The following is a 22,244-nucleotide window of genomic DNA, read 5'->3' on the forward strand; positions in this document are numbered from 1 at the left end:
GAGCCATTGCTCAATCGAACTACCAAATAGAAGAACTTTAGTTGCAGCTAAAGTCTGGGTCTCACCTTACCCGATTGGAATGCTTATTATCCATACAAGTTACTTAAGAGAAACTCGCAATGCGTGGCAGCTTTTGTATCTATTTGGGCTTATGTGTTTACGGTGCTCAAATCTGTTTCGGTGTAGCGTCACTACCACTTAATCAAGCGTTAGCTTTATGTCACACCTTATTGCAACATAATTACAAGGATGAAAAATGTTATATAAAAAAATTGGAGCAGTTATTGCTGTAGTCGTACTTTCCGGATGTTCTTCAGCGCCATTAACGCTTAATTACACCCCCAGCAGTACTATGTCTGTTGAAGGGAATTTGAATGTCGGAGATTTTAAATATTTACCAGGCGAAATTAATCCAGATGTTAAACCCAACCAGATCCGAAATACAGCGATTGGTGACATTGTTTTTGAGAAGAATGTCGATGAATATTTTGAGAGCGCTGTTTTTACTGAATCAAGGTTTGTAGGGATAAGTGTTGGGAAGTCAGAAAATGAACTCTCTGGTGAAATTCAAGAGTTTTTAATTGATGATCTTGGTTACAGCATTGATTGGACACTCGTCGTCAATTATCGAGTCAATTCAAAAGGGCACAGTACTTGTTACGAAAAAAAACACCGAATTGAAAAGAACACCGCAAAATTTGCGAACGCTTTCGGCACTTTAAACGAGATAATGAAACTAAACATTGAACAAGCATTTGCAGATCAAGCGTTTTTAGACTGCATCAAAAAGTAAAGGTAACAAATTGCTCAGCTGCACGCGTAACGCTTGGCGGTGTTGGTTTGAAGTTAAATGCACTGAGGGGAGCCAATACCGCCGCTTAGTAAGCGTTGTGCTCCTAGAACTTTGTCATTATATTCAAGTTTTTACATGTCTTTACATATCTTTACGCCACATGACATTCTTTAGCATGTGAATGGTAGTTATACTCATTCACATACTAATTGCATGGTTTTAACGTTATGAAGAATAAACTATCTATACCAACTATCGTATTTCACTGGGTTACAGGGCTTCTATTTATCGGCGTAATGGCTCTTGGTCTTTATGTCGAAGGTTTACCTAGAGCACCTGAAAAATTTGAACTATTGGGAATTCATAAATCTTTAGGCGTTATTGTTTTGGTTGTTGCTATTTTACGACTATTTTGGCGTCTGAAAGAAGGCTCAATATCTAGTGTTGCAAAATTAACTAATATTCAAAAAGTATTAGCAACAGGCGTCCATCATGTATTGCTATTGGGTACATTGTTGATGCCTATTTCAGGTGTGATGATGAGTATAGGCAGCGGTAGAGCAATAGATTTGTTCGGATTAGAGCTTATTAGTGCTGGTGCTAAGGTCGAATGGCTAAGTGGGTTAGGGGGTAATATTCACGGTATAGCTGCTAATGTACTTATTGCCGTATTAGCACTTCATATTGTAGGTGCTCTTAAACATCAAATTATAGATAAAGATGGTACAGTGAGCCGAATGTTAGGTCGTAAGATCGACGCACATCAAAGCGTTTAAGAGTGATCCCTTACGCTTGCCTGTTTCGCGTTGCTCACCGTATGGCAAGCGTACCTCACACCTTAATACATCACTATCAACGTAACCCATCATCGAACCTTATGAACTATAATTTTCTCAAATAAATAATTAACAGGGGAAAAATATGAAGCCATTCTTTATCTTAGCTGTGGCGTTTTTATCAACAACCTCCACGGTTGTTCAATCGGCTGAAACTGAAAATATTGCAGAGGTCATGTTGGCCGCGAGTTTGGATGAATCCCGAGGTTATTGTTTAGACATCGCTGGTGGTAAAGGCGCTCTAGCGCCAATTGAAAGGGGGTTGCAGGCCCATACTTGCTATAACTACACAGGTGAAATTCTAGAGGACCAAGGCTTCGATTTATCACTTATCTCGAAAGGCGTGTTTCGAATAAGTTACTTCGATGTATGTATGTCAGCATCATCACTAGAACAAAATGCTTCGCTTCAATTGGAAGAATGTAACTCTTCGGTAACTCAGCAGTTTGAACTAAAAGATAATGGTCAGCTTTCACTAAACGGGGCGCCAAATTTATGTGTTACCGTTGATGGTGAAAATAAAAAAGAAGGGCGTGGTGGCACACCTGTGCATGTAATGAGGCCCGTATCTTTACAACTGTGTGATGACAGTAAAAGTGATTACCAACAGTGGATAATTAAATCACTGTAGCCGATTAAATAGCTAACAAACGAGTATGGCGTCAATAACTAGCTTTTAGCGATGTGTTTATCCCGTATTGCGCCATCTCGTAGTATCGCATTTAGTATCATCACTATCTTCCTCATACAGGTATCTTCCTCACACACGCAATGGGGGCTTTTCCCCTCAATTAGTCGTGTGTAGGTCGCCTTGAGTACTGGATTACATTGCATGACGGACATCTCGCCATGTTCAAGACCACTCTCACTTGGGCACTTCTACTTTGGAATAGTATTATGAATATATCTTTAGCTGAACCATTACATATAAATGGACTGGCACATATAGTGAAATCGACATTTCATCTTGCATGTCCCGAAGATTCTAATCGTGACTTGCAGTCTGTTTATATCTCAAAGCACCTTTCGGCATATAATTTTGAGCAGCTTCTTAGTTCAAAGAATCACCAAGTTTGGGTGACGTTTGAAGAAAAAGAACCCATTGGTTTAGCGGTTATGGAAACGATGACAGAAAACTTAGCAATGCTTTCCAAACTTTATATTTTACCTAGTTTTCAAGGTAAAGGCGTTGCATTAGAGTTATATAAAACAGTGCTAAATTACGCAAGAGTCAGTGGATTCAAAGAATTAAAATTATCAGTCTATTCGGGCAATCTAAAAGCTAAATCATTTTATGAAAAACAAGGGTTTATATTGCAAAGCAAGTGTGACTTCATAATGGAAACTGAAATACATAACGATCATATTTATAAGTTATCAATTGTATAAAAGGCGCTCAAATGCTTGTGAAGCAGCTGGCATTCGTTCGTGCCTCACAAACTTTAACCTACTACTTTACGCTGCTTAGTTTCGTGTTAGATTCATTGGCGGAACATTATGCAGTTGTCCCTTTAAATGGGTAGGCAGGTGTTGTTATGGCCTTCACCAATTCATAGTTTGCTTTGTTGCGATCCGTAGAGTTTTCGTTTTGGGCACTGATGTTCCAGGCATGTAGGTGGTCGCCAATCTCCATGCAATTTGAGCCGCTGACACATTATTGGACAAAACAAAGTTTAAAGAATGCGAATGGATAGTCGTTAGAAGTTGGCCTAATCAAGGTATCAATTCACTTTCTTTTCTATAGTTAAAGCGGCTTTCTACCATTGTGAAGAGTTTTCTATAAATAAAACGGCATCATAAATTTGATGCCGAAAGTTATTGGCTGTAAGCGCTTATTCTAAAGGTACTAGTTGAATAGAGCCCCTTGATTACTTGTCATCTCTAACCAAGCGAACCCAGTTATCAATTGAGATATAGTCTGTTGCCATTTCAGAAGCGAGCTCATAGTCTGATGGTGAACCAACCTTTGGATCGCTGCGTTGCGCACCTGCTCCATGCCAATCAAAGTATTCGGTAGAGTCTGCGTTTTTCTTACTCCATGCCTGACCAAAAGCGATATATGCTGCAGTATGTTTAAAGTCGCCTTGGGTGGTACTCGTCCAGAAATAGTATGAGTCTTGTTGTGATTTAAATTGAGTTGGCGTCACCTCAAAATACGTTGTATTGATAGCAGGTAATGTCTTCTTCTCATAATCAACCAAGGATTGAAGTTCTTTCGCATTTGGTAGTCGCCAATCATTATATCCAGCAAGAGTAGAATTTTGGGCGAATTCCAAGGACTCAACCCAGTTCATACGCTTACCACTATCACTCTTCGCCCACATCAACCTTGTCGATTTATCTGTAATGGTTCCATCTTGATTATCAACATACTCCATCTCATATAGCGTCGTCGTATTGCGTACAGCTCGAACATAGTTTCCAGGTACAAACATATTATCTGACTTTTGAATGGCAGTGCCATCAAAGAAGTTACCTGTTTCGTATGATTTTATATGACCATCAGCAAAGTTAAATCCGAAGCCACCTTGTAGGCCACCGTGAGCAGTGAAGTTTTGTACCTTCCCTTTAATATAAAGCGTACTTGACCAGAATGCGCCTGCAAATGGAATACGTTCATCGTATTCAAAGTCAAAATACTCCGTATCAATGTATGGACTGCTATCTTTACCACTTTCTGGTTTCATTAATTCACCGTCAAAATGGGCTAGAGAATAGAGTTCTTTAATCGTAGGTAGTCGCCAATCCTCATACCCACCTAAGTTCATACCCTCAACAACAGCGGTTGAGTCTGCTAAGTTTCTTTTTGTCGTATCATGAGCTTTCTGCCACATCAAACCTGTATTTAAGTCTGTAACTGTTCCATCACCATTATCTTGATACCTCATTGGATTACTTTCTACGGAAGCGTCTTGACCAGTAAAGAGACTACTCTCAGACGCAGTTAAAGGCGCTCCTTCAGTATCATACTGAACTGTTTGACCAGTATCGGGTAATACTGGCGTTTCGTATTGAGCGTAAGAAGGATTAATCAATGAGAGAGTTATTCCAACTAATAGTGATGTTTTCAATACTTTTGGCATGTAAGGCACCTTTAATGGTTGAGAGGTGTGTATCAGTAACTATTATTTTAATCGTAGCAGGGTTAAGGCGGGGTTAAAACGTAGGTAAGATTTGCAGATAATCTGACACCTCAAATCTCCAGCCCATTTTGGGGTAAAGGTGCAGTCTTTATTGCGGTCGTCCCACTAAGTATTAGCGTATTGGGCGTGCTTTCTAGTTGGGTTCGATAACATTGATGCAATTGATTAATGGCATCGGTAAGCTCTGCTTCAAACTCGGTAAAACTCAATGCTTTAGCTTTATCAAAAAGCGTGTGAGGTAGTAGAACCTGGTCGATCTTTCTCAGGTAAGAAATCTTTCGTTCACGCGGCAGAAGCGAGGATTTGAATGGTTTGCGGTAGCCTATGTCACGCGGTGAAAGAGGGGTTACGATACGCGTGTAGTAAACGCTATTTGGAAGTCTCAATAAGTACATCTGTGCCACTTGTATGTGCAAGATGATTTTCGAGGCTATAGATACGAAAAAACCGCTGTAAAAACAGCGGTTTAATCTTTTAATATGGCGGAGAGATAGGGATTTGAACCCTAGAAGGGCTATTAACCCTTGCCGGTTTTCAAGACCGGTGCTTTCGACCACTCAGCCATCTCTCCGTTGTTGGCGCTTATAATATTCATATGATTAAGTACTGTAAAGCGTAAATGTGACCAGAACGAACTGTTTGCTTAAATCATAATCACTTTGTACTTTGAATAACCAAATCTGCCATTTTAAGAACTGAAACACACGATAGTGCTTTCAAATCGATGCTATATGAAATCGGTCACAAACTAATAAAATATTGTTTTTTTAGCTAACTTATTGAATTTTAAATATAAAACACTGTTCAGAATACGCGTGTTAGCTCAAAAGAGTTTGCACAGAGTTGTGAACTGGTTCAAAATATTACAGTTAGTTTTGAAAGACTGTAATCTGAGGTCAATATGAAAGTGGTAAAATTGTTTAAACAAAGCGCTGATTCTATCAAGCATCAGTCTGAGCTTATGCAATGGATGTCGCCTGCGCTTCGTGAGTATTGGTCAGAGTTCGTTGATAAAACACAAAACCGCAATTTTCTTGCTTGGGTTAGAGACTACCATAAGCCAGCGGTAAATGAACCTGATGCATCCGATCTTACTCCGGAAATAGTATTAAAGCCTGATGCACAAAAATTGTATTTAGAGCTACAAGACCAAATTGGAACGGTTATTCATGAAGGCGACTGGTTGAATGTAGGGCAAGAGCGCATTAATCAATTTGGCTTAGTCACTGAGGATAACCAATGGATTCATACGGATCCTGAGCGTGCAGCGGCTGAATCGCCATTCAAAACTACGATTGCTCACGGCTTTCTTACGCTTTCGCTATTACCAGCACTGACGGACAGTGTTGATGCGAATAAGCCAATGTTTCCAACAGCAAAAATGATGGTGAATATTGGTCTGAATCAAGTGAGATTCCCTTATCCCGTAAAAGCCGAGAGCAACCTACGTGCGAAGAGTACCTTGCTAAAGGTAACTCCAATCAGAAAAGGCTTGGAAATTGAGCGTGAAATTCGCGTTGAGATAGAAGGGGTTCGACGACCTGCTTGTATTGCCGTATCGGTTATACACCTCCACTTCTAATGTTCGATTTAGAGTTTTTAAAGCCAGTGATGTCACTGGCTTTTTTATTATCTAGTTCATTTCGTATGAGGTTTTCGTTAATCAATGCACGGCCTATTCCATGTGAGTGACGTAGCAAACTTGATAAGCGACGCCTAATTGTTCGTATTCCTGCATCCAACGTTTTTGGTTACCTTGTAACTTATCTCCCGGTCCTTTCACTTCACACCACATGAATTGCCCATCTTTAAATGCGATGAGATCGGGCATGCCAGTTCTGAATTTTTTAAGATCTTTCAGCATTACCGTGAACAGTTGACGAAGCAGTCGACCATCGATTGCTTGTTCGACAAGTTTAAGCCAACGCTCGTCTACGTAAGGCCAATAAACGAATGGGTTGCTTATCCCACGTTTAGAATCTGCAAGACACAGGAACGGAGTAACCCCTGAGCATTCGATAACGTTAAGTCTTTCATCAAGTAAGCGGCGACGACGTGATGAAAAGTCAGGCTGATAAAGATCGAGTGGTTGTTGTTGATAAGCGTTGATAAATACGCCATCGACTGGACTAAAAATGATGTCCCAAAAACACAGCCCAAACAAAGTGTTCAAAAAATGATTTTCGAGGTAAAACACCTCCCAGCCCTCTGACTCCATATATTGCTTTACCGCTAGCTCAACGCTTGCCTTTGTTAGGTCCATCTCGAGATGCCGAGTCGGTGGGCACATAATGACGCGTTTATCTTGTGGTAATGAAAGCGCCTTTTGAATCTTAGGCTTAAGCCTTAATGCAACCTCATACTCTTCAATATCAAGAGGTGAATTCAGCATAGACGTTATAATTGGCCAGCTCTTTTCTGGCGTGTTAAGTGCAAGGTGTAAACGTACTCTACGTTCGCGAGAAGGCGGTTGCGTTGTTTTGTCGTAGAGTGCTAGCGCATCGAAGGCGTGAGAGTGGCGTTCGAAATCACGAGCGATGAGGTTGATGAGCTTTTGTCTACGCCGTTCTAAATCATGATGAGTCTTAACATCCGGCAATAGAGCGATCAGCTGATGTAACGTCTCGACAGGATTCAGTTTAGATTGATAGTAATGATCGTAAAGTTTACTCAGTAGGAGGGCGGTATCAACGTCGTCGCGGCACTTAAAATACCGAATAGAGGAGGTAAGTACGTAATCTTCAAAGTTTTGTAGGCCGAGGTCAGCCAAAACAAATTGACTGAGGTCTTGACGCCCATTGCCGAAAAACAATTGGCACATTAGACGGTAGTGATTGGCATCCAAAAGCTGAATGACGTCAAAGTTAAGTGATGGCTTAGCACTAATATCATATTGAGAAAGGGCGAGTATTTGCTCTGACTTTTTTAACCGCGGGCTGATGAACGGGTAGGTTCGAATCAGTTCTGGCTTAGTCAGTAACTCTTGAGCTAGAATGTCGGCTTGCATCGTTTGGTTAATGGCTACAAAACCGCAGCCCGCCAACTCTTGCAGCCATTTACTTGGCTCACCAATCTCATCATAGTAAAGCTTGTCACTTCGAAACCATTCGCCTTTACGCGTTAACATGCGAACCAAAAGACATTGACTGTTTTTAGTTAAGCTTTTAAACCGCTGTAGCCAATGAACCTCATCACCGTTGAGTAAATCCATATAATAAGATTCGACATGTGTCAGCAACTTAAAAAAGTTGTCTACATAATACGTTGCTGGTAGTGAAGTACTTGGTAACATCGACACTTTATTTTCATTCATAGAGTGGGTTGAGCGTAACATGACACGATGAACTCACCATATGAAAAAATAGGTTAACACCGATATTATCGCCGCGAACAATTCATTGACAGTGAAGGTAAATTTGAAATTGGTCACGCAATAAGCACGTAAAATTGATTGAAGTAGACAACTTACCTTTATATGAATAAGGTAATGTATGCAGAATTAAAGTGAATGTTTTGTTTTAATTCATAAGGTTATGAGCTGTAATTTTTTGTTTACACTGCGTGTAAATTATTTAATATGCAGAAATATTGCCTTTAAAGATAATTAATGATTGCACAAAGCGTTTTAAGACGATAAGTTACATGGAAAGAGCATGAAGTCGGTCTGAAAAAGGAAAAATGACCGAATATATATGCAGTATAGATACTACGAATAGGAAGAAGTAAGCGATGTTTCAAACTGATGACGTAAGAATTAATAAAGTAAAAGAACTATTGCCACCAGTTGCAGTTTTTGAGAAGTTTCCTGCGAGTGATGTTGCTTCTTCAACAACGTTTAATGCACGCCAAGCTATTCATAATATTTTAACAGGCGAAGACGACCGATTATTGGTTATCGTGGGTCCATGCTCGATTCATGATACAGAGGCTGCTGTCGAATATGGCAAGCGTCTTAAGACACTGCGAGACGAACTGGGTGATCGCCTTGAAATTGTAATGAGAGTTTACTTTGAAAAACCGCGTACTACCGTTGGTTGGAAAGGGCTAATCAATGACCCTCATATGAATGACACATTTAAAATTAATGATGGTCTACGTATGGGTCGTAAACTTTTATTGGACCTGACTGATATGGGTATGCCAACCGCAAGTGAATTCCTAGATATGATTACACCGCAGTATGTCGCGGACCTTATCAGCTGGGGAGCGATTGGTGCTCGTACTACTGAATCTCAAGTACACAGGGAATTGGCTTCGGGACTTTCATGCCCAGTAGGATTTAAAAATGGTACAGACGGCAACATTAAGATTGCAACCGATGCAATTCGTTCTGCGGGTTCATCTCACCATTTCTTATCTGTGACGAAATACGGCCATTCAGCTATTGTTGAAACTGCGGGTAACCCAGATTGCCACATTATTTTACGTGGTGGTAAAGAGCCTAACTACAGTGCGCAGCACGTGTCTGCAATAAAAGAAGAGCTAAACGCATCTGGCTTGCCGACGAAAGTTATGATTGATTTCAGCCATGCTAACAGCTCAAAGCAATTCTCACGTCAAAAAGTCGTTTCCGAGGATATCTCCTCGCAGTTAGCAAACGGTGAAGACGCTATCTTTGGGGTTATGATTGAGTCACACCTGGTTGAGGGCCGTCAAGATTTAGTCGATGGTGTTGCTCCAACTTACGGTCAATCCATTACGGACGCTTGTATAGGTTGGGAAGATACTGAGGTTGTACTACGCCAGCTCGCGGACGCTGTTGTTGCCCGTCGCAATGCGTAATTAAAATAGAAAACATGAAGCCTTTGATTTCACGTCAAAGGCTTTTTTATTTGCAGTTAACCGTACGGCGTGTTTTAATTTCATGAGTTTATAACTAGGTAGGACGTAAAATGAACGTGTTAAAAACAATGACAACGCCAATAATTGTATTAATCGGGATAGTCTCAATATCCCAAGCGCAAGCCGCGGGTTTTTCCAACGAAGAACTGTGTAAAGCAGGACTGGCGCTAGCGCTCGACAAGAGCCCGCGCGTTATAAACAGCCAAGCAGGTAAGGGGACGCGTGTATTACTGTCTTTGAAGAAAGCCAATAGTGATTGGGATTATCGATGTGATTTAAACCGAGGATCTAAAACGGTTCAATTAGAAGCTCGTGAGATTAACCGCAGCGATAATCATCTAAGACACGTTATTCGTTACACTGTGACTAACGGCGGTCGTTCCGTTGAGGTGACAATGAAGCAACATAAAGGTCGCACTAAGTCTGAAAAATACCAAGCGATGCAACTCAAAGGATAATGCATACGAGACGGGGGATCGCGAGCACGGATGGTTGCTATGCTTATTATTAGTGTTGTGTAAGTCAGAGAATCTTTCAATTAATGGCGCTAAGTCTAGGCATTAATTGAAAGATTTAGTAATGGAAAAATAACCTAATAAATCAGGCTATTGGTGAGTGATATGCTGTGCTTCAATTGAGACAGGCTCTGTCATTAAAGGGCCTGAGTCTATCTTCAACGTTTGTGTTGGGTAGGCGATATCAGCATCGTGTTTTTGGATGATGGCCATGACTTGGAGTAGTACGTCTTGTTTTACTTCGTGAAATCTTGCCCAGTTAACTGTCTTGGTGAAGGCATAGATGAAAAAGTTCAGGGAAGACGGTCCAAAGGTGTCGAAGTTCACCATCAATGTTTGTTTACTGTCGATATCTTTGTGATTCTCTAGCATAGACTTAACGTCAGTCACGATAGCACTTACCTTATCGCTATCGTCATAACGTAGCCCCACTGTTTCATAAATGCGTCGGTTTAGCATTCGTGATGGGTTCTCTACTACAATGTTACTGAATACTGAGTTAGGAACATAAAGCGGGCGTTTGTCAAACGTACGAATGATGGTCATGCGCCACCCAATACGCTCAACCGTACCTTCGATGTTTCGATCTGGAGAACGGATCCAATCACCGACTTTGAACGGGCGGTCGAAGTAAATCATCATACCGCCAAAAAAGTTGGATAAGAGATCTTTTGCTGCCAAACCAACGATTAAACCACCAACGCCACCGAACGTAAGCAACCCAGAGAGACTTAACCCTAGCGATTGCATAACGGTGAGTACACCGAGCGTAATGAACAGCAACCGAGCAACTTTGGCAATGGCTTGTACCGTCGTTTCATCTCGTTTCTTTTGAGCTAAAACGTGTACTTCGACATTTTGAATTAAGCGGAGCGATACCCAAATAAAGGTTGCTATGACCAGCAGTAAATCGACCTTTCCGATCCATTTTGTATCGGCGTTGGAATAAGTTGCAATGATCAACCCTATCGATATGGTGGCAGGCCAAAGCCATATCAGAATGCTAATAGGGGTTTGGACTGCACGTATCAGAAGGTCGTCCCACTCTAAGTTCGTGCGCTGGGCGAGGGATTCTAAACGGCGATAAATGATACGCCATGCTACCCAGGCGATGAAACTTGCCGCCGTTATCAATAAAACATTACTCATCCAGTCGTATCCGAAAGATTGGATGTACTGCTGAAATGCGTCCATAGAACTGTTCATAAGTTATGTGGGTCCTTGAGCGAGATACCGTTAACGTCGCACTATTAGATAACGTTATAGATGTAATTATAAGAAATTACAGGACTTATACTATATGTGATAGACATTCGCATGGATTTTTTGTTAATTAAAACGTTGACCTGTTAAGCACGGAGTTCGTTGTAGATACATGGGTAATACTTACAACGTAGGTAAATGAATAAAAAAAGCGACACTCGATTGTTCAAGTATCGCTTAGGTTTTTGTTTATCTTATTCCTATCATAAGCAGGTAGTGATACAGAGGGCTTATTGTTCATTACCCTCACAGGTTACCCAGGCGCGACGGTTTACTTAAATAGTGGTAAGAATTCGTCGTAACCCATTTGCGCTAGTTTCGCTTTTGGAATGAACTTCATTGCTGCCGAGTTCATGCAATACCGTAATCCAGTCGGCTTTGGACCATCTTTAAAGACATGCCCTAGATGAGAATCACCAACACGGCTGCGTACTTCAGTCCTTGGGTAAATAAGTTTAAAGTCGGTGGTAGTCACCACGTATTTGTCGTTGATTGGTTTGGTAAAACTAGGCCAACCTGTACCCGATTTGTATTTGTCCGTCGAAGAAAATAGGGGTTCTCCTGTGACAACATCAACATAAATACCTTCCTGTTTGTTATCCCAGTATTCATTATCAAAAGGACGTTCGGTCCCATCTTCTTGGGTCACATCATACTGAATAGCGGTTAATGTTTTCTTAATCACGTCATCTGTTGGTTTTGTGTATTGCTTAGCGTTGCCATTGTTTTCGTCAATAAGCATACGAAGTGTCACTGGCATATCAGTACGGTCATCACCAAATATTTCGTCAAGGTATTGGTCACGTCCAGAGTTGTAGCGGTAGTACTTGTACTTCAGGCTACTCTTTTTGTAATAATCTTGGTGATACTCTTCTGCTGGCCAGAACTTAGTGTAAGCAATCAATTCGGTCGCAAGCGGTTTTTTATAAATGCCCAATGATTCGATGTCTGCCATGAAAGATTCGGCGATTTTAAGTTGTTCGTCATTGTGAAAGAAAATAGCAGGGCGATATTGTGGCCCTCTGTCAACAAAAGATCCCTTACTGTCGGTCGGATCGATGTGTCTAAAGAATTGGTCTAAGACTTCTTCATATGAAACAGCATCCGAATCGTAAGTCACTTGGATTACTTCAATGTGCCCCGATTTGCCACTAGACACTTGTCTATAGGTCGGGTTTGCTACATCGCCACCAGCATATCCGGAAACTACCGTTAACACTCCTGGGAGCTTTTCTAGATCGGATTCTGTACACCAAAAACAGCCTCCTGCAAGTGTCGCCACCTCTGTATTAGATGCGTTGCTTGGATTACTTGAATCTGCATTGCCAGGCTGACTGGTCATTAGAAATAGCAGAGGCGTTGCTAACAACGCAGCGAATAATATTTTGGGAAGTGTTTTCATAAGGACCTCAATCGCTTAAACATCGTGTGATTCATCTCATAAGACACGGTAGCGTGGATAAAAATTTCAAAAAATCTCACCACAGGTTATTATCTTGTCATTGTAAGCGCGCAGTAATGGCGTAGTGTTGTCAGATGCCTCCTTGCAATAAACGTTTAAATCAGTTGTATTGATAGGAACGTTTATCTTTGCATGGTCGGGCTTTTGGTCTCATCGTCGCTTAATTCAGGCAACAACGAATCAGATAGTATTTAGAGGTTTATATGCAAGCAGAAGTGAAATGGATCGACGGATTTAAATTTTTAGGTGAATCTCAATCCGGCCACTCGATTGTCATGGACGGAAGTGGAGGCAAAACCGCCCCAAGCCCGATGGAAATGGTTTTAATGGCTGCGGGTGGTTGTAGCTCTGTCGATGTCGTGGATGGGCTGCAAAGTGCTAACCAAGCGGCAACATCATGTGTCGCAAAACTGACAACGGAACGTCGTGATACAGCACCAAAAATTTTTACTAAGGTTAACATCCATTTTGAGGTCAGTGGCGAGGATCTAGACCCGGCTATTGTTGCTCAGGTAACAAAAGACTCGTTGGAGAAGTACTGCTCTGTGTGTCTCATGCTAGGGGCTGGCGTCGAAATGACACACAGTTGGGAAATTGTTTAGTGAAGTAACGAGCAGTGAATAAAATGGCATTTAAAGAGTTGGTGTTGGTTCTTGGCAAGCGCCTTAATCGAGACCAATTGACCGATGAGGGAATGTCGCGTGTAACAGCACTGGTGAACTATGTTTCGACGCATGATTGTTCTAGGACTATTGTTGCGTTCTGTGGTGGCGTAACTCGCAATCAATCAGTTTCTGAGGCCAGTGCTATGCATGCTGCTTTTGTTTCTTTAATGGCGGATACTCAGCCGGTTCGTGTTGGGGCCGTGTTGCTGGAAGAGAAGTCAACAAACACAGTTGAAAATATTGAACAGTTATCGCGCGTTCTTATTGAAAGTCAATTAATCGCACGTGGCGGGCACATTCCCGTGCGGTTGTTATCTAATGACTACCATCTCAGACGTTTAGTCGAAATACAGAAATATCTCGATGCTCAGGGCTTATTGCGCTTGTTAAAAATGCGCTGTGAATCGCAAGGCGTGTGTATTTCGCTTTCGTATGACATCAATGACCATATCGCGGTTCCATATCCTCACAAAACGCGACAAGGACAAATGTTCTTAGCATTAGATGAACTGACCACGTATCGAGTGTATTTAGAAGGCATTAAGTCACAGGTATTCTCGAAGCGAGAGTGGAGTATTAGGGAAAAGCCATTGTCGATTGCAAAGGCCGCGTTACAGCAGTTGAGGCTGTATTCAACACATCCTTACGATCAAGAATTACAGACGGCGATCCAAGTCTTAAATGAGATTGTTGATGCGACCACACCGGGTTGCGGACATGATGTGCTTGTTAAGTATTTATCAACGTTTGACAGACAGCTAAAAAGGCTGAATGCATATTTGGATCCTGAGAGTGAAATTTGCGGTCAAATCACAACATAGATTTTAATCTAAACACCTCTAAGCTCATATATATACAAAAAATTTGTCAATTGAGTAGAAGGTCACCAATCCTGTTCTAGACTTAGTATTAATTAAACTTTTGTTTGGCAATGGAATGGTGATGTTAAACTATTGGAATAGCTTATCGGTAAAGCATAAAATATCCGCCCTAGTAATTCTGCCAGTGTTGTTAATTCTTTATTTGGCTTCTAGGCAAGTTAACACCTTGAACCACCAACTCTCTGATTTAGAAAAAGTTGAAGGGTTGGTTCTTTTCTCTCAAGTGCTCTCAGATCTTCAATCTAATGCGAACGCAGCGCGCTTATCTAATGAACCTGCGGAAACGACTTTACAAGTCGAACAACTCAATTCGCTGTCTAAGTCATTATTTACAGGTGAAAACCTCGAACACCTACAAGGGTTAGTTTCAGACTATCAAGAAAGCATTTCGTCGTTAGTTGATGTCGTCGATGCCGAAGAAAAAAATGAAGTTGTGGAATGGCAGGTTGATACTTATAAGCAAATTTTACTGTTCCTTGAAAAAGCCCCTTATAGAGGCACTATTTCAGCCGTAGATGGACACATGACCGCGTTAGCACAGCTAGAATGGTTGATGTTCTGGGCGGATGAAGAAATATGGCAAATTTTGCAACTTATTAACGCAGAAGCCAATCAAGGTAACGTTGAAGCTATCAAAGAGGAAATTCGTAGCTTAACGCAAAGTCAGCAACTGTTTGTTGAGCGGTTTGTGGCTATTAACGCTGATGAAAAACAAGTCACCTTACTTCTCAATACATTTTCCAATAGTGCTTTTGAGCAAGGGAGTCAATTTCGCTCGTTGTTATTGGCCTCCGATCCTTCTGTAGCGTTGCCCCAAAACGAAGTGAGTACCGGTCTTAGTGCATTGGCATTAAGGCTTAACCTTTTACAATCAGTTGCTGACTCAATTGAAGTCCAGTTACGTGAAGAAATTCGTGGATTAGTCGCGACTTTTGAGCAGACGCGTGCCGCATTTTTCGCTGGCATTGGGTTATTAACCGCGCTCGTTATTGTAACGGGTATAAGTCTCGCTCATCGTGTGATTAAAAACTTAAATATGGTATTGAAGTATCTTGAGCGTGGTGATCAAGATGAGCAGGTGCCTCTTAGCGACCGTGTACGAGGAAATGATGAGTTAAGCCGTTTCGCTTTAGAAGTAGAGCGTTTAACCTTGGAACGACAAGAAAGCCAAAAACGATTACTTGAAGCCAAAGAAGATGCAGAACGAGCGAAAGAAGATGCAATTCAGGCAAGTAAAGCGAAAAGTAGCTTCTTGGCTAACATGTCTCATGAGATACGAACACCGCTGAATGGCGTCATCGGTATCTCAGAAGTACTGTCGGATACTGAACTGACTGCAACACAAAAAGACTACGTTGATACGATTGAAACGTCGTCACACCTATTATTAAGCTTGATTAACGACATACTGGATTTTTCGAAAATAGAATCGGGTATGTTGCAGATAAACCCTCACTCAACTTCCATACGAGAAACGATTTACGATATTGCATCGATAGTGGCCCCAAAAGTGAAAGAAAAGGGCATTAAACTCAATGTTGATATCGATTGCAGTGTGCCATTTCGAGTTCTTGCGGATGATCACCGCATGCGCCAAGTGTTAATGAATTTTATGTCTAACGCCGTTAAATTTACGAGCGAAGGTAGTGTGACTATCGGTGTTTATCACCTTGGCGAGAAAGACAATATAGCTTCATTGCGGTTTGATGTGAGAGATTCTGGGATTGGCATCGATGAAGAGCGCCAAGCCAATATATTTGAAGCATTTGCGCAAGAAGATGACTCAACGACAAGACAGTTCGGTGGGACGGGGTTAGGACTGGCAATCAGTACTCAATTGATTGAGCTCATGGGTGGACATATTGAACTGGATTCAGTCAAAGGAGAAGGCAGTTGTTTTTACTTTGAACTCGACCTACCTATCGACGAAAAACAGTATCAACACCGTCACGAGTTAGAATATGACGAGTTGATTATGGTGTGTCAGGATAGCGTATATGAGGAACGAATTAAGCGTGACCTGTCGTTCTACAATTTAGAGCTTGCCCATGTTTATCCCGATATTCAGAGTGCGAAACGCGGGATGTCTGACAAGAAGAATATCGTCATATATGTAGAAGGTGGCGGTGTGTCATCTGAACAGGATGAACGTTACTTCCCTGAGCTAAACTCTGGTAGCTCAGCACTTTGTATGATACGACAGTTCGAAGGTGTAAATAGAGATTTCGGAAGAAATATCAGCTCATTAATCACCTATCCGCTCCTTGGTAATCGTCTTTTAAAATCGATCGAATCTTGTTGTAAGGTATTGGAGCAGGGGCTGTCGATCATTACACCAATAAACCAAACAGAACAAAAAATATTTGTGCTGTTAGTCGAAGATAATTTGGTTAATCAAAAAGTGGCCAGTTTGCATCTGAAAAAGTTGGGTTATGAGTATGATGTGGCTAACAATGGACTTGAAGCGGTAGAGCATTACAAATCGGGTAAAAATTACAGCGCCGTTTTAATGGATTGTATGATGCCTGTGATGGATGGTTTTAATGCAACGAAAGTTATTAGAGATCATGAAAATAAAGGTAAGCTCCCCAAGACACCAATCATCGCGCTCACTGCCAGTGTGGTTGATGATGATATTCAAAAATGTTTTGATGCGGGCATGGATGATTACGTTCCTAAGCCCTTTAAAGCTGAGATCCTCAAGCAGAAACTGATAAGTGCTGTTGAAGTTAAGCAAGATAATATCGACAACTTAAAAGCCAACGCCTCTTTGGTTGATGATTCGATGGTGAAGAGCGAGCCTCTTAAGGCTGATGCCGTTGAGAGCGCAATTCGTGTTTTATTGGTTGAAGATAACATGGTTAACCAGAAAGTTGCGTCATTACACCTGCAAAAAGCTGGCTATGCTTATGTGATTGCAAACGATGGTCAACAAGCGCTTGAAGCCTATCAAAGTGACCCTCATTTTGATGTCATATTGATGGACTGCATGATGCCCGTCAAAGATGGGTTTACGGCCACAAAAGATATACGCAGCTTTGAAAAGCAACAGGGCATCAGACCTACGCCTATTATCGCCTTAACCGCAAGTGTCGTTGATGACGATATTCAGAAGTGTTTCGATGCTGGTATGGATGCTTATGTACCTAAACCCGTGCGTCGAGAAAAGCTGTTGCATGAGATGCAAAACCTCATGTAGAAAGAAAATAGTGACGATATATCGCTCATCATTTTGTCAAAAAACGCCTCTTCCTTGGGGCGTTTTTTAATTCCAGTGTTTTGAAGCGACGTTGTATTTCAATTGCCAATACATCCATCACCATTGTATTAGGGTACTCAAAAGAAGACACAACGCTCTAAGCTCGCCCACACATAAAAGTGTTTACACTATCGATGTTCAAGATTGAGGGTAATCGTAATGTGGGGAGTAGTGTGTTGAATAGTGACGTATTAATGTTGAGTGTAGGGTTGTTTGTTGTTGTAATTATTCTCTTACTGCCTTGGTTACGTAACAAAGAAAAGTCTCCTTTAAATGCTGTTAATAGGGTTCAAGCACCTGGACAGTTTATCGAGTTGAAGCATGGCTCGGTTCACTATCAACTAATCGGTGTCCCTGAAGGTCACGTCGTTGTGCTAGTACATGGCTTTTCTGCCCCATCTTATATGTGGGACAATAACGTAGAAGCCCTTGTTACTCGGGGTTATCGCGTTCTTACGTTTGACTTATATGGACGGGGTTATTCCTCTCGACCATCTGTTAAGTATGACAAAGTATTGTTCGTGGAACAAATTCGTGAGCTCACAAGTGAGCTGATTGGTAGCGCCTCGTTTCATATTGTAGGGCTCTCAATGGGCGGAGCCATTACATCCCATTATATAGCAACATACCCGAGCACTGTTTTAAGTGTTGCGTACATCGCACCGTTCAACCAACCCATTGATATTGGACCTTTGACTGTCCCATTTTTAGGGAAATGGCTAGGGTATTCGTTCTTCGTTCCTAATTTACCAAAAAATCAGCTTAACGATCTTACCGATCCCACTCGCTTTCCTAATTGGCAACGGACATTCTGTATCCAGATGCAATATAAAGGGTTTAGGCGAGCGATTATAAGCACCGGACGGTATTTGATTACTCAAGACCCTACGCCGGATTTTGAGGCCGTTGGTAAAACACCGATTGCAAAACTGTTAATTTGGGGTAGTAGCGATAAGGTAATTGGGATTGAAGATGCGCCTCGCGTTCAGAAATTGTTAGGACATAATACGACATTCATTAAAATGGATGGTGCCGGTCATGCGATGCAATACGAACGAGCCAATGAAGTGAATCGTGCACTCTTGAATCACTTGGGCAACGTTAATTAACACGTGGTGTCGTTACGACTCCGTTAATTACGGGCGGCGATATACCTCAACAGGCTAACGTTAATGAGTAATTGAAACGTTATTGAATTAATGTGCTAACAATATTAACCAAATCGAGATTAAACTTCATAACTTGGTGTGGTCATCATAGTTATGTGTTGAATATGCATGACTAATGCATATAATAATCCATAAGAACATAAAGCAGACGCTTCACTTCGGGGCGGCTGCTTTTTTTATTGAGAATTAAGAATGAAAAAGAACTCTGTGGGTTTGATTGGACTCATTGCCATCGTATTTGGGTCAATGATCGGAAGTGGAATATTCAGCATTCCTCAGAATATGGCAGAAAGTGCATCCTTGGGTGCGGTCGTATTGGCGTGGGTGATCACTGGTGTTGGTATGCTGCTGTTAGTCACAACGTTTAAGCAACTATCTGAACGTAGACCGGACCTCAACTCTGGGATTTTTTCTTACGCCAAAGCCGGGTTTGGAGAGTTTGTCGGATTCCAATCAGCGTGGGGTTATTGGATCATGAGTTGCATGGGGAACGTAGCGCTCTCTGTGATGATTAATGACTCATTGGGTTTATTTTTCCCAGTCTTGCTGGAGCATGGTGTTGAAACCGTTGTACTTTGCTCAAGTCTTTTGTTGTTAATGAATTTTATCGCATTGCGAGGCGTTCAAGCTTCTTCTCTTATTAATGTCATTTCCACAATCGGTAAGTTGATGGGATTGACACTCATCATTTGCATCCTGTTCGCGACGTTTGATTCTGATCGTATGGTAGTAGATGTTTGGGGTGAGGAAAACAATCTTGGCACGGTGTTTTCTCAAATACAAAGTACCATGATGGTCACCTTATGGTGTTTCGTTGGTATTGAGGGTGCGGTCGTGTTATCTGGCAAAGCAAAGAAAAAGTCGGATGTTGGTAAAGCAACACTCATTGGCTTTTTAGTTGCGATTACCATGTACACACTTATCTCTGTGCTAGCCTATGGAATACTGCCGCAAGCGGAACTAGCACAATTATCCAATCCGTCTGCTGCTTCATTGTTGGCGCACGCTGTTGGGCCATGGGGTAGGCTGTTAGTGAATATTTGTGTGTTGGTTTCCGTTTTTGGCGCTCTAGTGGCTTGGACGATGCTGGTGGCTGAGGTGCCATTTGAAGCCGGGAGAGTAGGCGAGTTCCCACGTTTTTTGAGCAAAACGAACGACAATGGAGCACCTTCGGCTTCGCTCAATATGTCGACGAGCTTCATGCAAGTACTGGTATTGATGGTAGTACTGTTTGAAAACGTTTATCTTGCCGCAATTAATATCGCTTCTGTGATGGTTCTACCGTGCTACCTGCTGAGTAGCTTATACTTACTTAAGATTGCTATAAATGATCACTCTGGTCGGCATAAAAACTCCAAGCGCGTGGCGATCATCGCGGCGTTGTCTGCGGCGTTTTGTGTTTGGTTGATCACGGCGGCGGGTGTAGAGTATTTGCTGATGGCGACGATTTTATACGCGATTGGCATCCCTTTTTTCCGTTATACCCATGCTGATAGAATTCAATCAGGAGAGCGGGTGTATGCCGTGCAGGACAAGGTTTTTGAGATCGCACTGGTCATAATGGCGGTGATATCAATTTACCTTATGGCGACAGGTTATCTTCACGCTTAAAACAATTGATTATCAACATAGCGAATGCAAACAAAAAAGGAGCCCAGTTGGACTCCTTTTTTACTTATAGCGACGAGTGCTTTGCGGACCACTGCCAGTCACAAAAGTACCAGTCACAAAGACGTTAATTAATTGTATTCTATGAGGCAGTTAAACACGTTCTGCTAAGTAAGCTTCATAATCTGGGATTTCGATATCCACTTCTTTGCCCAATAAATCAGACTCAAACAGAAAGTTGGCTGTTGCACGGTTGGTTGCGACAGGAATATTCCAAACACTGGCAATTCTTAGTAGTGCTTTCACATCTGGGTCATGAGGCACCGCATTGAGTGGATCCCAGAAGAAAATAAGCATGTCTAATTTACCTTCAGATATAAGCGCTCCAATTTGTTGGTCGCCGCCCATAGGGCCACTAATCATACTTTTAATCGCTAGACCAGTATCCTTGCTTAACATATTGCCTGTGGTTCCTGTTGCATACAGGAAGTGGCTTTGTAGCTTATCCTTATTTTCTAAAACCCAACGCAGTAGCTCTGGCTTGTGATGGTCATGAGCAACAAGCGCAATGTGTTTGTGAGCGGGCATAGTACGTATTTTTTTCTGCATGGATTATTTCCTGATTATTAGCATTCTATGAGAGACAATATCCGTTATTGCCTCGCTAGAATGCCAAGTCCTTAATAATGAAATCGATTAACAATTAACGTCGATGTTAAACGTCCTTGAATCTTCAATCAATTGTGTAGAATAACAAGTGTGATGATTAATGGGGTTGGACGTCAAAAATAGGTCGGTATCCTGTTGGAGACAGAGACTCACCGATAGCATTTGGGTTAAGGTGAGCGGGTGTGAGGGTTTCAATGTCTGGTGCCAGATCATAACCGTAAGGCTCACTTCTTAAATAAAACGTTGCTTGTTGCACTGACAAACGACCTTGTTCAACCATTTTATCAGTAGGTGCGAATTGAACTTTATCTCGTAACAACCCGCGATATACGCCATGGCTGAGGTAAATAGAAAGTAGGTCGATTTGATCTTGGAGATTCGCCGTGCGTACTTCACTTATAGCCGCTTCTATGGCAACGGCGCTGCCGACGAGATACTTCAAGTTAGGTCTGGTTTCAATAACTTGCTGTACAAGGTTACGTTGTAACTCCTTGTCATTATCTGCCCAGAGTGTATCTGTGACCAATATATCCGTATCCTTGATTGCTTCACGAAACCCTACAATCACTGGTTTAGTACCTCCGCTTGAGCGGGGGCCTGGTAAAAGTGCCAACTCAACGCGACCGCTGCCTTTAGGATGTTTCGATGCAAGAAATTTACCGGCTTTATAGCCCATCCAATACCAGTCTACTCCTACGACACCTTTCACGTATTGTGATTGATTTTCGTCAACAATGAGGTGGTTGACGGTCGCAAAAACAGGGATGCTACCAGTGTACTGTGATAGGTCGTGTTCGAATGCTGTCGGTGACACTGTGCCTAAAATAATGGCATCAGCCCCCCAATCTTTACATGATTTGAGTTGCTGACGTTGTTTGTCAATATTTGGATAACCACCGGACTCCAAGACCTTGAGCTCGATGTTCAACGCTTGCGCTTCGTTAACCATGCCATAATTGACGGATAACCAATATGAATCCTTTAAATGCGGGTAAATAGTGCAAATTTTCTCCTCTGCACTGTTCGCAGATACACTATATAAGAGTGGAATTGCACTCAATAAGAGCGGAATAACACGCAGGATGGCTAGGTTTTTCGCTTTTTTTGACATGGACTCATCGTTTGGTGGTAACTGAAGA

The 22,244-nt window shown here is 41.8% G+C and carries 19 protein-coding genes and 1 tRNA gene; 12 read left to right on the plus strand and 8 right to left on the minus strand.

All coding sequences use genetic code 11. The annotated features are described in order from the left end of the window. The first annotated feature begins 256 nt into the window (after positions 1-256). The 4 genes from ACE1OE_RS11285 (at position 257) to ACE1OE_RS11300 (ending at position 3,018) form a co-directional block, all read left to right on the plus strand. On the plus strand, positions 257-793 hold the full coding sequence (locus ACE1OE_RS11285) for a hypothetical protein (RefSeq protein WP_449211107.1): 537 nt from the start codon (positions 257-259) through the stop codon (positions 791-793). Positions 794-1,020: 227 nt separating this feature from the next. Continuing rightward, positions 1,021-1,569 (plus strand): cytochrome b, encoded by a 549-nt coding sequence (locus ACE1OE_RS11290; RefSeq protein ID WP_449211108.1) that lies wholly within the window; start codon positions 1,021-1,023, stop codon positions 1,567-1,569. Between the two features lie 145 nt (positions 1,570-1,714). After that, positions 1,715-2,260 carry an RICIN domain-containing protein gene (locus ACE1OE_RS11295; protein WP_449211109.1) on the plus strand — a complete coding sequence of 182 codons (546 nt, stop codon included), beginning with the start codon at positions 1,715-1,717 and terminating at the stop codon, positions 2,258-2,260. Positions 2,261-2,526: 266 nt separating this feature from the next. After that, a complete protein-coding gene (locus ACE1OE_RS11300) occupies positions 2,527-3,018 on the plus strand; it encodes a GNAT family N-acetyltransferase (protein ID WP_449211110.1) in 492 nt (163 codons plus the stop codon). A gap of 479 nt (positions 3,019-3,497) precedes the next feature. Here ACE1OE_RS11300 and ACE1OE_RS11305 read toward each other — a convergent pair whose 3' ends face one another. From ACE1OE_RS11305 to ACE1OE_RS11315, 3 genes are all read right to left on the minus strand, one after another. Beyond that, complete coding sequence (locus ACE1OE_RS11305) at positions 3,498-4,712, minus strand: Lcl C-terminal domain-containing protein (RefSeq protein ID WP_449211111.1); 1,215 nt, start codon at positions 4,710-4,712, stop codon at positions 3,498-3,500. 110 nt (positions 4,713-4,822) lie between these two features. Beyond that, the gene (locus tag ACE1OE_RS11310) at positions 4,823-5,167 is read right to left on the minus strand and encodes a hypothetical protein (RefSeq protein ID WP_449211112.1); all 345 of its coding nucleotides are present in this window, start codon (positions 5,165-5,167) and stop codon (positions 4,823-4,825) included. Positions 5,168-5,252: 85 nt separating this feature from the next. Next, a tRNA-Ser gene (locus ACE1OE_RS11315) sits at positions 5,253-5,343 on the minus strand. A gap of 330 nt (positions 5,344-5,673) precedes the next feature. Here ACE1OE_RS11315 and ACE1OE_RS11320 point away from each other — a divergent pair. After that, positions 5,674-6,354 carry a MaoC family dehydratase gene (locus ACE1OE_RS11320; RefSeq protein WP_449211113.1) on the plus strand — a complete coding sequence of 227 codons (681 nt, stop codon included), beginning with the start codon at positions 5,674-5,676 and terminating at the stop codon, positions 6,352-6,354. 93 nt (positions 6,355-6,447) lie between these two features. Here the strand turns inward: ACE1OE_RS11320 and ACE1OE_RS11325 are convergent, their stop codons facing one another. Beyond that, positions 6,448-8,064 (minus strand): VRR-NUC domain-containing protein, encoded by a 1,617-nt coding sequence (locus ACE1OE_RS11325; RefSeq protein WP_449211252.1) that lies wholly within the window; start codon positions 8,062-8,064, stop codon positions 6,448-6,450. 437 nt (positions 8,065-8,501) lie between these two features. Here ACE1OE_RS11325 and aroG point away from each other — a divergent pair, with 437 nt between their 5' ends. Continuing rightward, positions 8,502-9,554, plus strand: coding sequence for a 3-deoxy-7-phosphoheptulonate synthase AroG (gene aroG, locus ACE1OE_RS11330; RefSeq protein ID WP_102468599.1), 1,053 nt, complete (start codon positions 8,502-8,504; stop codon positions 9,552-9,554). 110 nt (positions 9,555-9,664) lie between these two features. Then, entirely contained in the window at positions 9,665-10,072 is a 408-nt protein-coding gene (locus ACE1OE_RS11335; protein WP_449211114.1) for a hypothetical protein, read from the plus strand. Between the two features lie 147 nt (positions 10,073-10,219). On the opposite strand, the gene ACE1OE_RS11340 is transcribed toward ACE1OE_RS11335, so the two are convergent. After that, complete coding sequence (locus ACE1OE_RS11340; RefSeq protein ID WP_449211115.1) at positions 10,220-11,335, minus strand: mechanosensitive ion channel family protein; 1,116 nt, start codon at positions 11,333-11,335, stop codon at positions 10,220-10,222. Positions 11,336-11,663: 328 nt separating this feature from the next. Continuing rightward, complete coding sequence (gene msrB, locus ACE1OE_RS11345; protein WP_449211116.1) at positions 11,664-12,794, minus strand: peptide-methionine (R)-S-oxide reductase MsrB; 1,131 nt, start codon at positions 12,792-12,794, stop codon at positions 11,664-11,666. Between the two features lie 263 nt (positions 12,795-13,057). Here msrB and ACE1OE_RS11350 point away from each other — a divergent pair, with 263 nt between their 5' ends. The 5 genes from ACE1OE_RS11350 (at position 13,058) to ACE1OE_RS11370 (ending at position 20,439) form a co-directional block, all read left to right on the plus strand. Beyond that, positions 13,058-13,456: an OsmC family protein gene (locus ACE1OE_RS11350; RefSeq protein ID WP_449211117.1), complete on the plus strand. Its 399-nt coding sequence runs from the start codon at positions 13,058-13,060 to the stop codon at positions 13,454-13,456. Between the two features lie 23 nt (positions 13,457-13,479). Next, a complete protein-coding gene (locus ACE1OE_RS11355) occupies positions 13,480-14,340 on the plus strand; it encodes a YdcF family protein (protein WP_449211118.1) in 861 nt (286 codons plus the stop codon). Positions 14,341-14,458: 118 nt separating this feature from the next. Continuing rightward, positions 14,459-17,599, plus strand: a complete 3,141-nt coding sequence (locus ACE1OE_RS11360; protein ID WP_449211253.1) for a response regulator — start codon at positions 14,459-14,461, stop codon at positions 17,597-17,599. A 233-nt stretch (positions 17,600-17,832) separates the two neighbouring features. Beyond that, positions 17,833-18,768 carry an alpha/beta fold hydrolase gene (locus ACE1OE_RS11365; protein WP_449211119.1) on the plus strand — a complete coding sequence of 312 codons (936 nt, stop codon included), beginning with the start codon at positions 17,833-17,835 and terminating at the stop codon, positions 18,766-18,768. A 252-nt stretch (positions 18,769-19,020) separates the two neighbouring features. Further along, positions 19,021-20,439, plus strand: a complete 1,419-nt coding sequence (locus ACE1OE_RS11370) for a basic amino acid/polyamine antiporter (protein ID WP_449211120.1) — start codon at positions 19,021-19,023, stop codon at positions 20,437-20,439. A gap of 150 nt (positions 20,440-20,589) precedes the next feature. Here the strand turns inward: ACE1OE_RS11370 and ACE1OE_RS11375 are convergent, their stop codons facing one another. Next, entirely contained in the window at positions 20,590-21,045 is a 456-nt protein-coding gene (locus ACE1OE_RS11375) for a methylglyoxal synthase (protein WP_372059597.1), read from the minus strand. Between the two features lie 157 nt (positions 21,046-21,202). After that, entirely contained in the window at positions 21,203-22,216 is a 1,014-nt protein-coding gene (gene torT / locus ACE1OE_RS11380) for a TMAO reductase system periplasmic protein TorT (RefSeq protein WP_449211121.1), read from the minus strand. Positions 22,217-22,244: the final 28 nt, after the last annotated feature.

Source organism: Vibrio sp. E150_011, assembly GCF_053544015.1.

Bases quoted from the DNA above. Each gene is read 5' to 3' on its own strand.
- ACE1OE_RS11335 (WP_449211114.1), top strand. From the start codon at position 9,665: ATGAACGTGTTAAAAACAATGACAACGCCAATAATTGTATTAATCGGG.
- ACE1OE_RS11375 (WP_372059597.1), bottom strand. From the start codon at position 21,045: ATGCAGAAAAAAATACGTACTATGCCCGCTCACAAACACATTGCGCTT.
- ACE1OE_RS11325 (WP_449211252.1), bottom strand. From the start codon at position 8,064: ATGTTACCAAGTACTTCACTACCAGCAACGTATTATGTAGACAACTTT.
- torT (WP_449211121.1), bottom strand. From the start codon at position 22,216: ATGTCAAAAAAAGCGAAAAACCTAGCCATCCTGCGTGTTATTCCGCTC.
- ACE1OE_RS11305 (WP_449211111.1), bottom strand. From the start codon at position 4,712: ATGCCAAAAGTATTGAAAACATCACTATTAGTTGGAATAACTCTCTCA.
- ACE1OE_RS11310 (WP_449211112.1), bottom strand. From the start codon at position 5,167: ATGTACTTATTGAGACTTCCAAATAGCGTTTACTACACGCGTATCGTA.
- ACE1OE_RS11355 (WP_449211118.1), top strand. From the start codon at position 13,480: ATGGCATTTAAAGAGTTGGTGTTGGTTCTTGGCAAGCGCCTTAATCGA.
- ACE1OE_RS11370 (WP_449211120.1), top strand. From the start codon at position 19,021: ATGAAAAAGAACTCTGTGGGTTTGATTGGACTCATTGCCATCGTATTT.
- ACE1OE_RS11350 (WP_449211117.1), top strand. From the start codon at position 13,058: ATGCAAGCAGAAGTGAAATGGATCGACGGATTTAAATTTTTAGGTGAA.
- ACE1OE_RS11340 (WP_449211115.1), bottom strand. From the start codon at position 11,335: ATGAACAGTTCTATGGACGCATTTCAGCAGTACATCCAATCTTTCGGA.
- ACE1OE_RS11300 (WP_449211110.1), top strand. From the start codon at position 2,527: ATGAATATATCTTTAGCTGAACCATTACATATAAATGGACTGGCACAT.
- ACE1OE_RS11295 (WP_449211109.1), top strand. From the start codon at position 1,715: ATGAAGCCATTCTTTATCTTAGCTGTGGCGTTTTTATCAACAACCTCC.
- ACE1OE_RS11320 (WP_449211113.1), top strand. From the start codon at position 5,674: ATGAAAGTGGTAAAATTGTTTAAACAAAGCGCTGATTCTATCAAGCAT.
- ACE1OE_RS11290 (WP_449211108.1), top strand. From the start codon at position 1,021: ATGAAGAATAAACTATCTATACCAACTATCGTATTTCACTGGGTTACA.
- msrB (WP_449211116.1), bottom strand. From the start codon at position 12,794: ATGAAAACACTTCCCAAAATATTATTCGCTGCGTTGTTAGCAACGCCT.
- aroG (WP_102468599.1), top strand. From the start codon at position 8,502: ATGTTTCAAACTGATGACGTAAGAATTAATAAAGTAAAAGAACTATTG.
- ACE1OE_RS11285 (WP_449211107.1), top strand. From the start codon at position 257: ATGTTATATAAAAAAATTGGAGCAGTTATTGCTGTAGTCGTACTTTCC.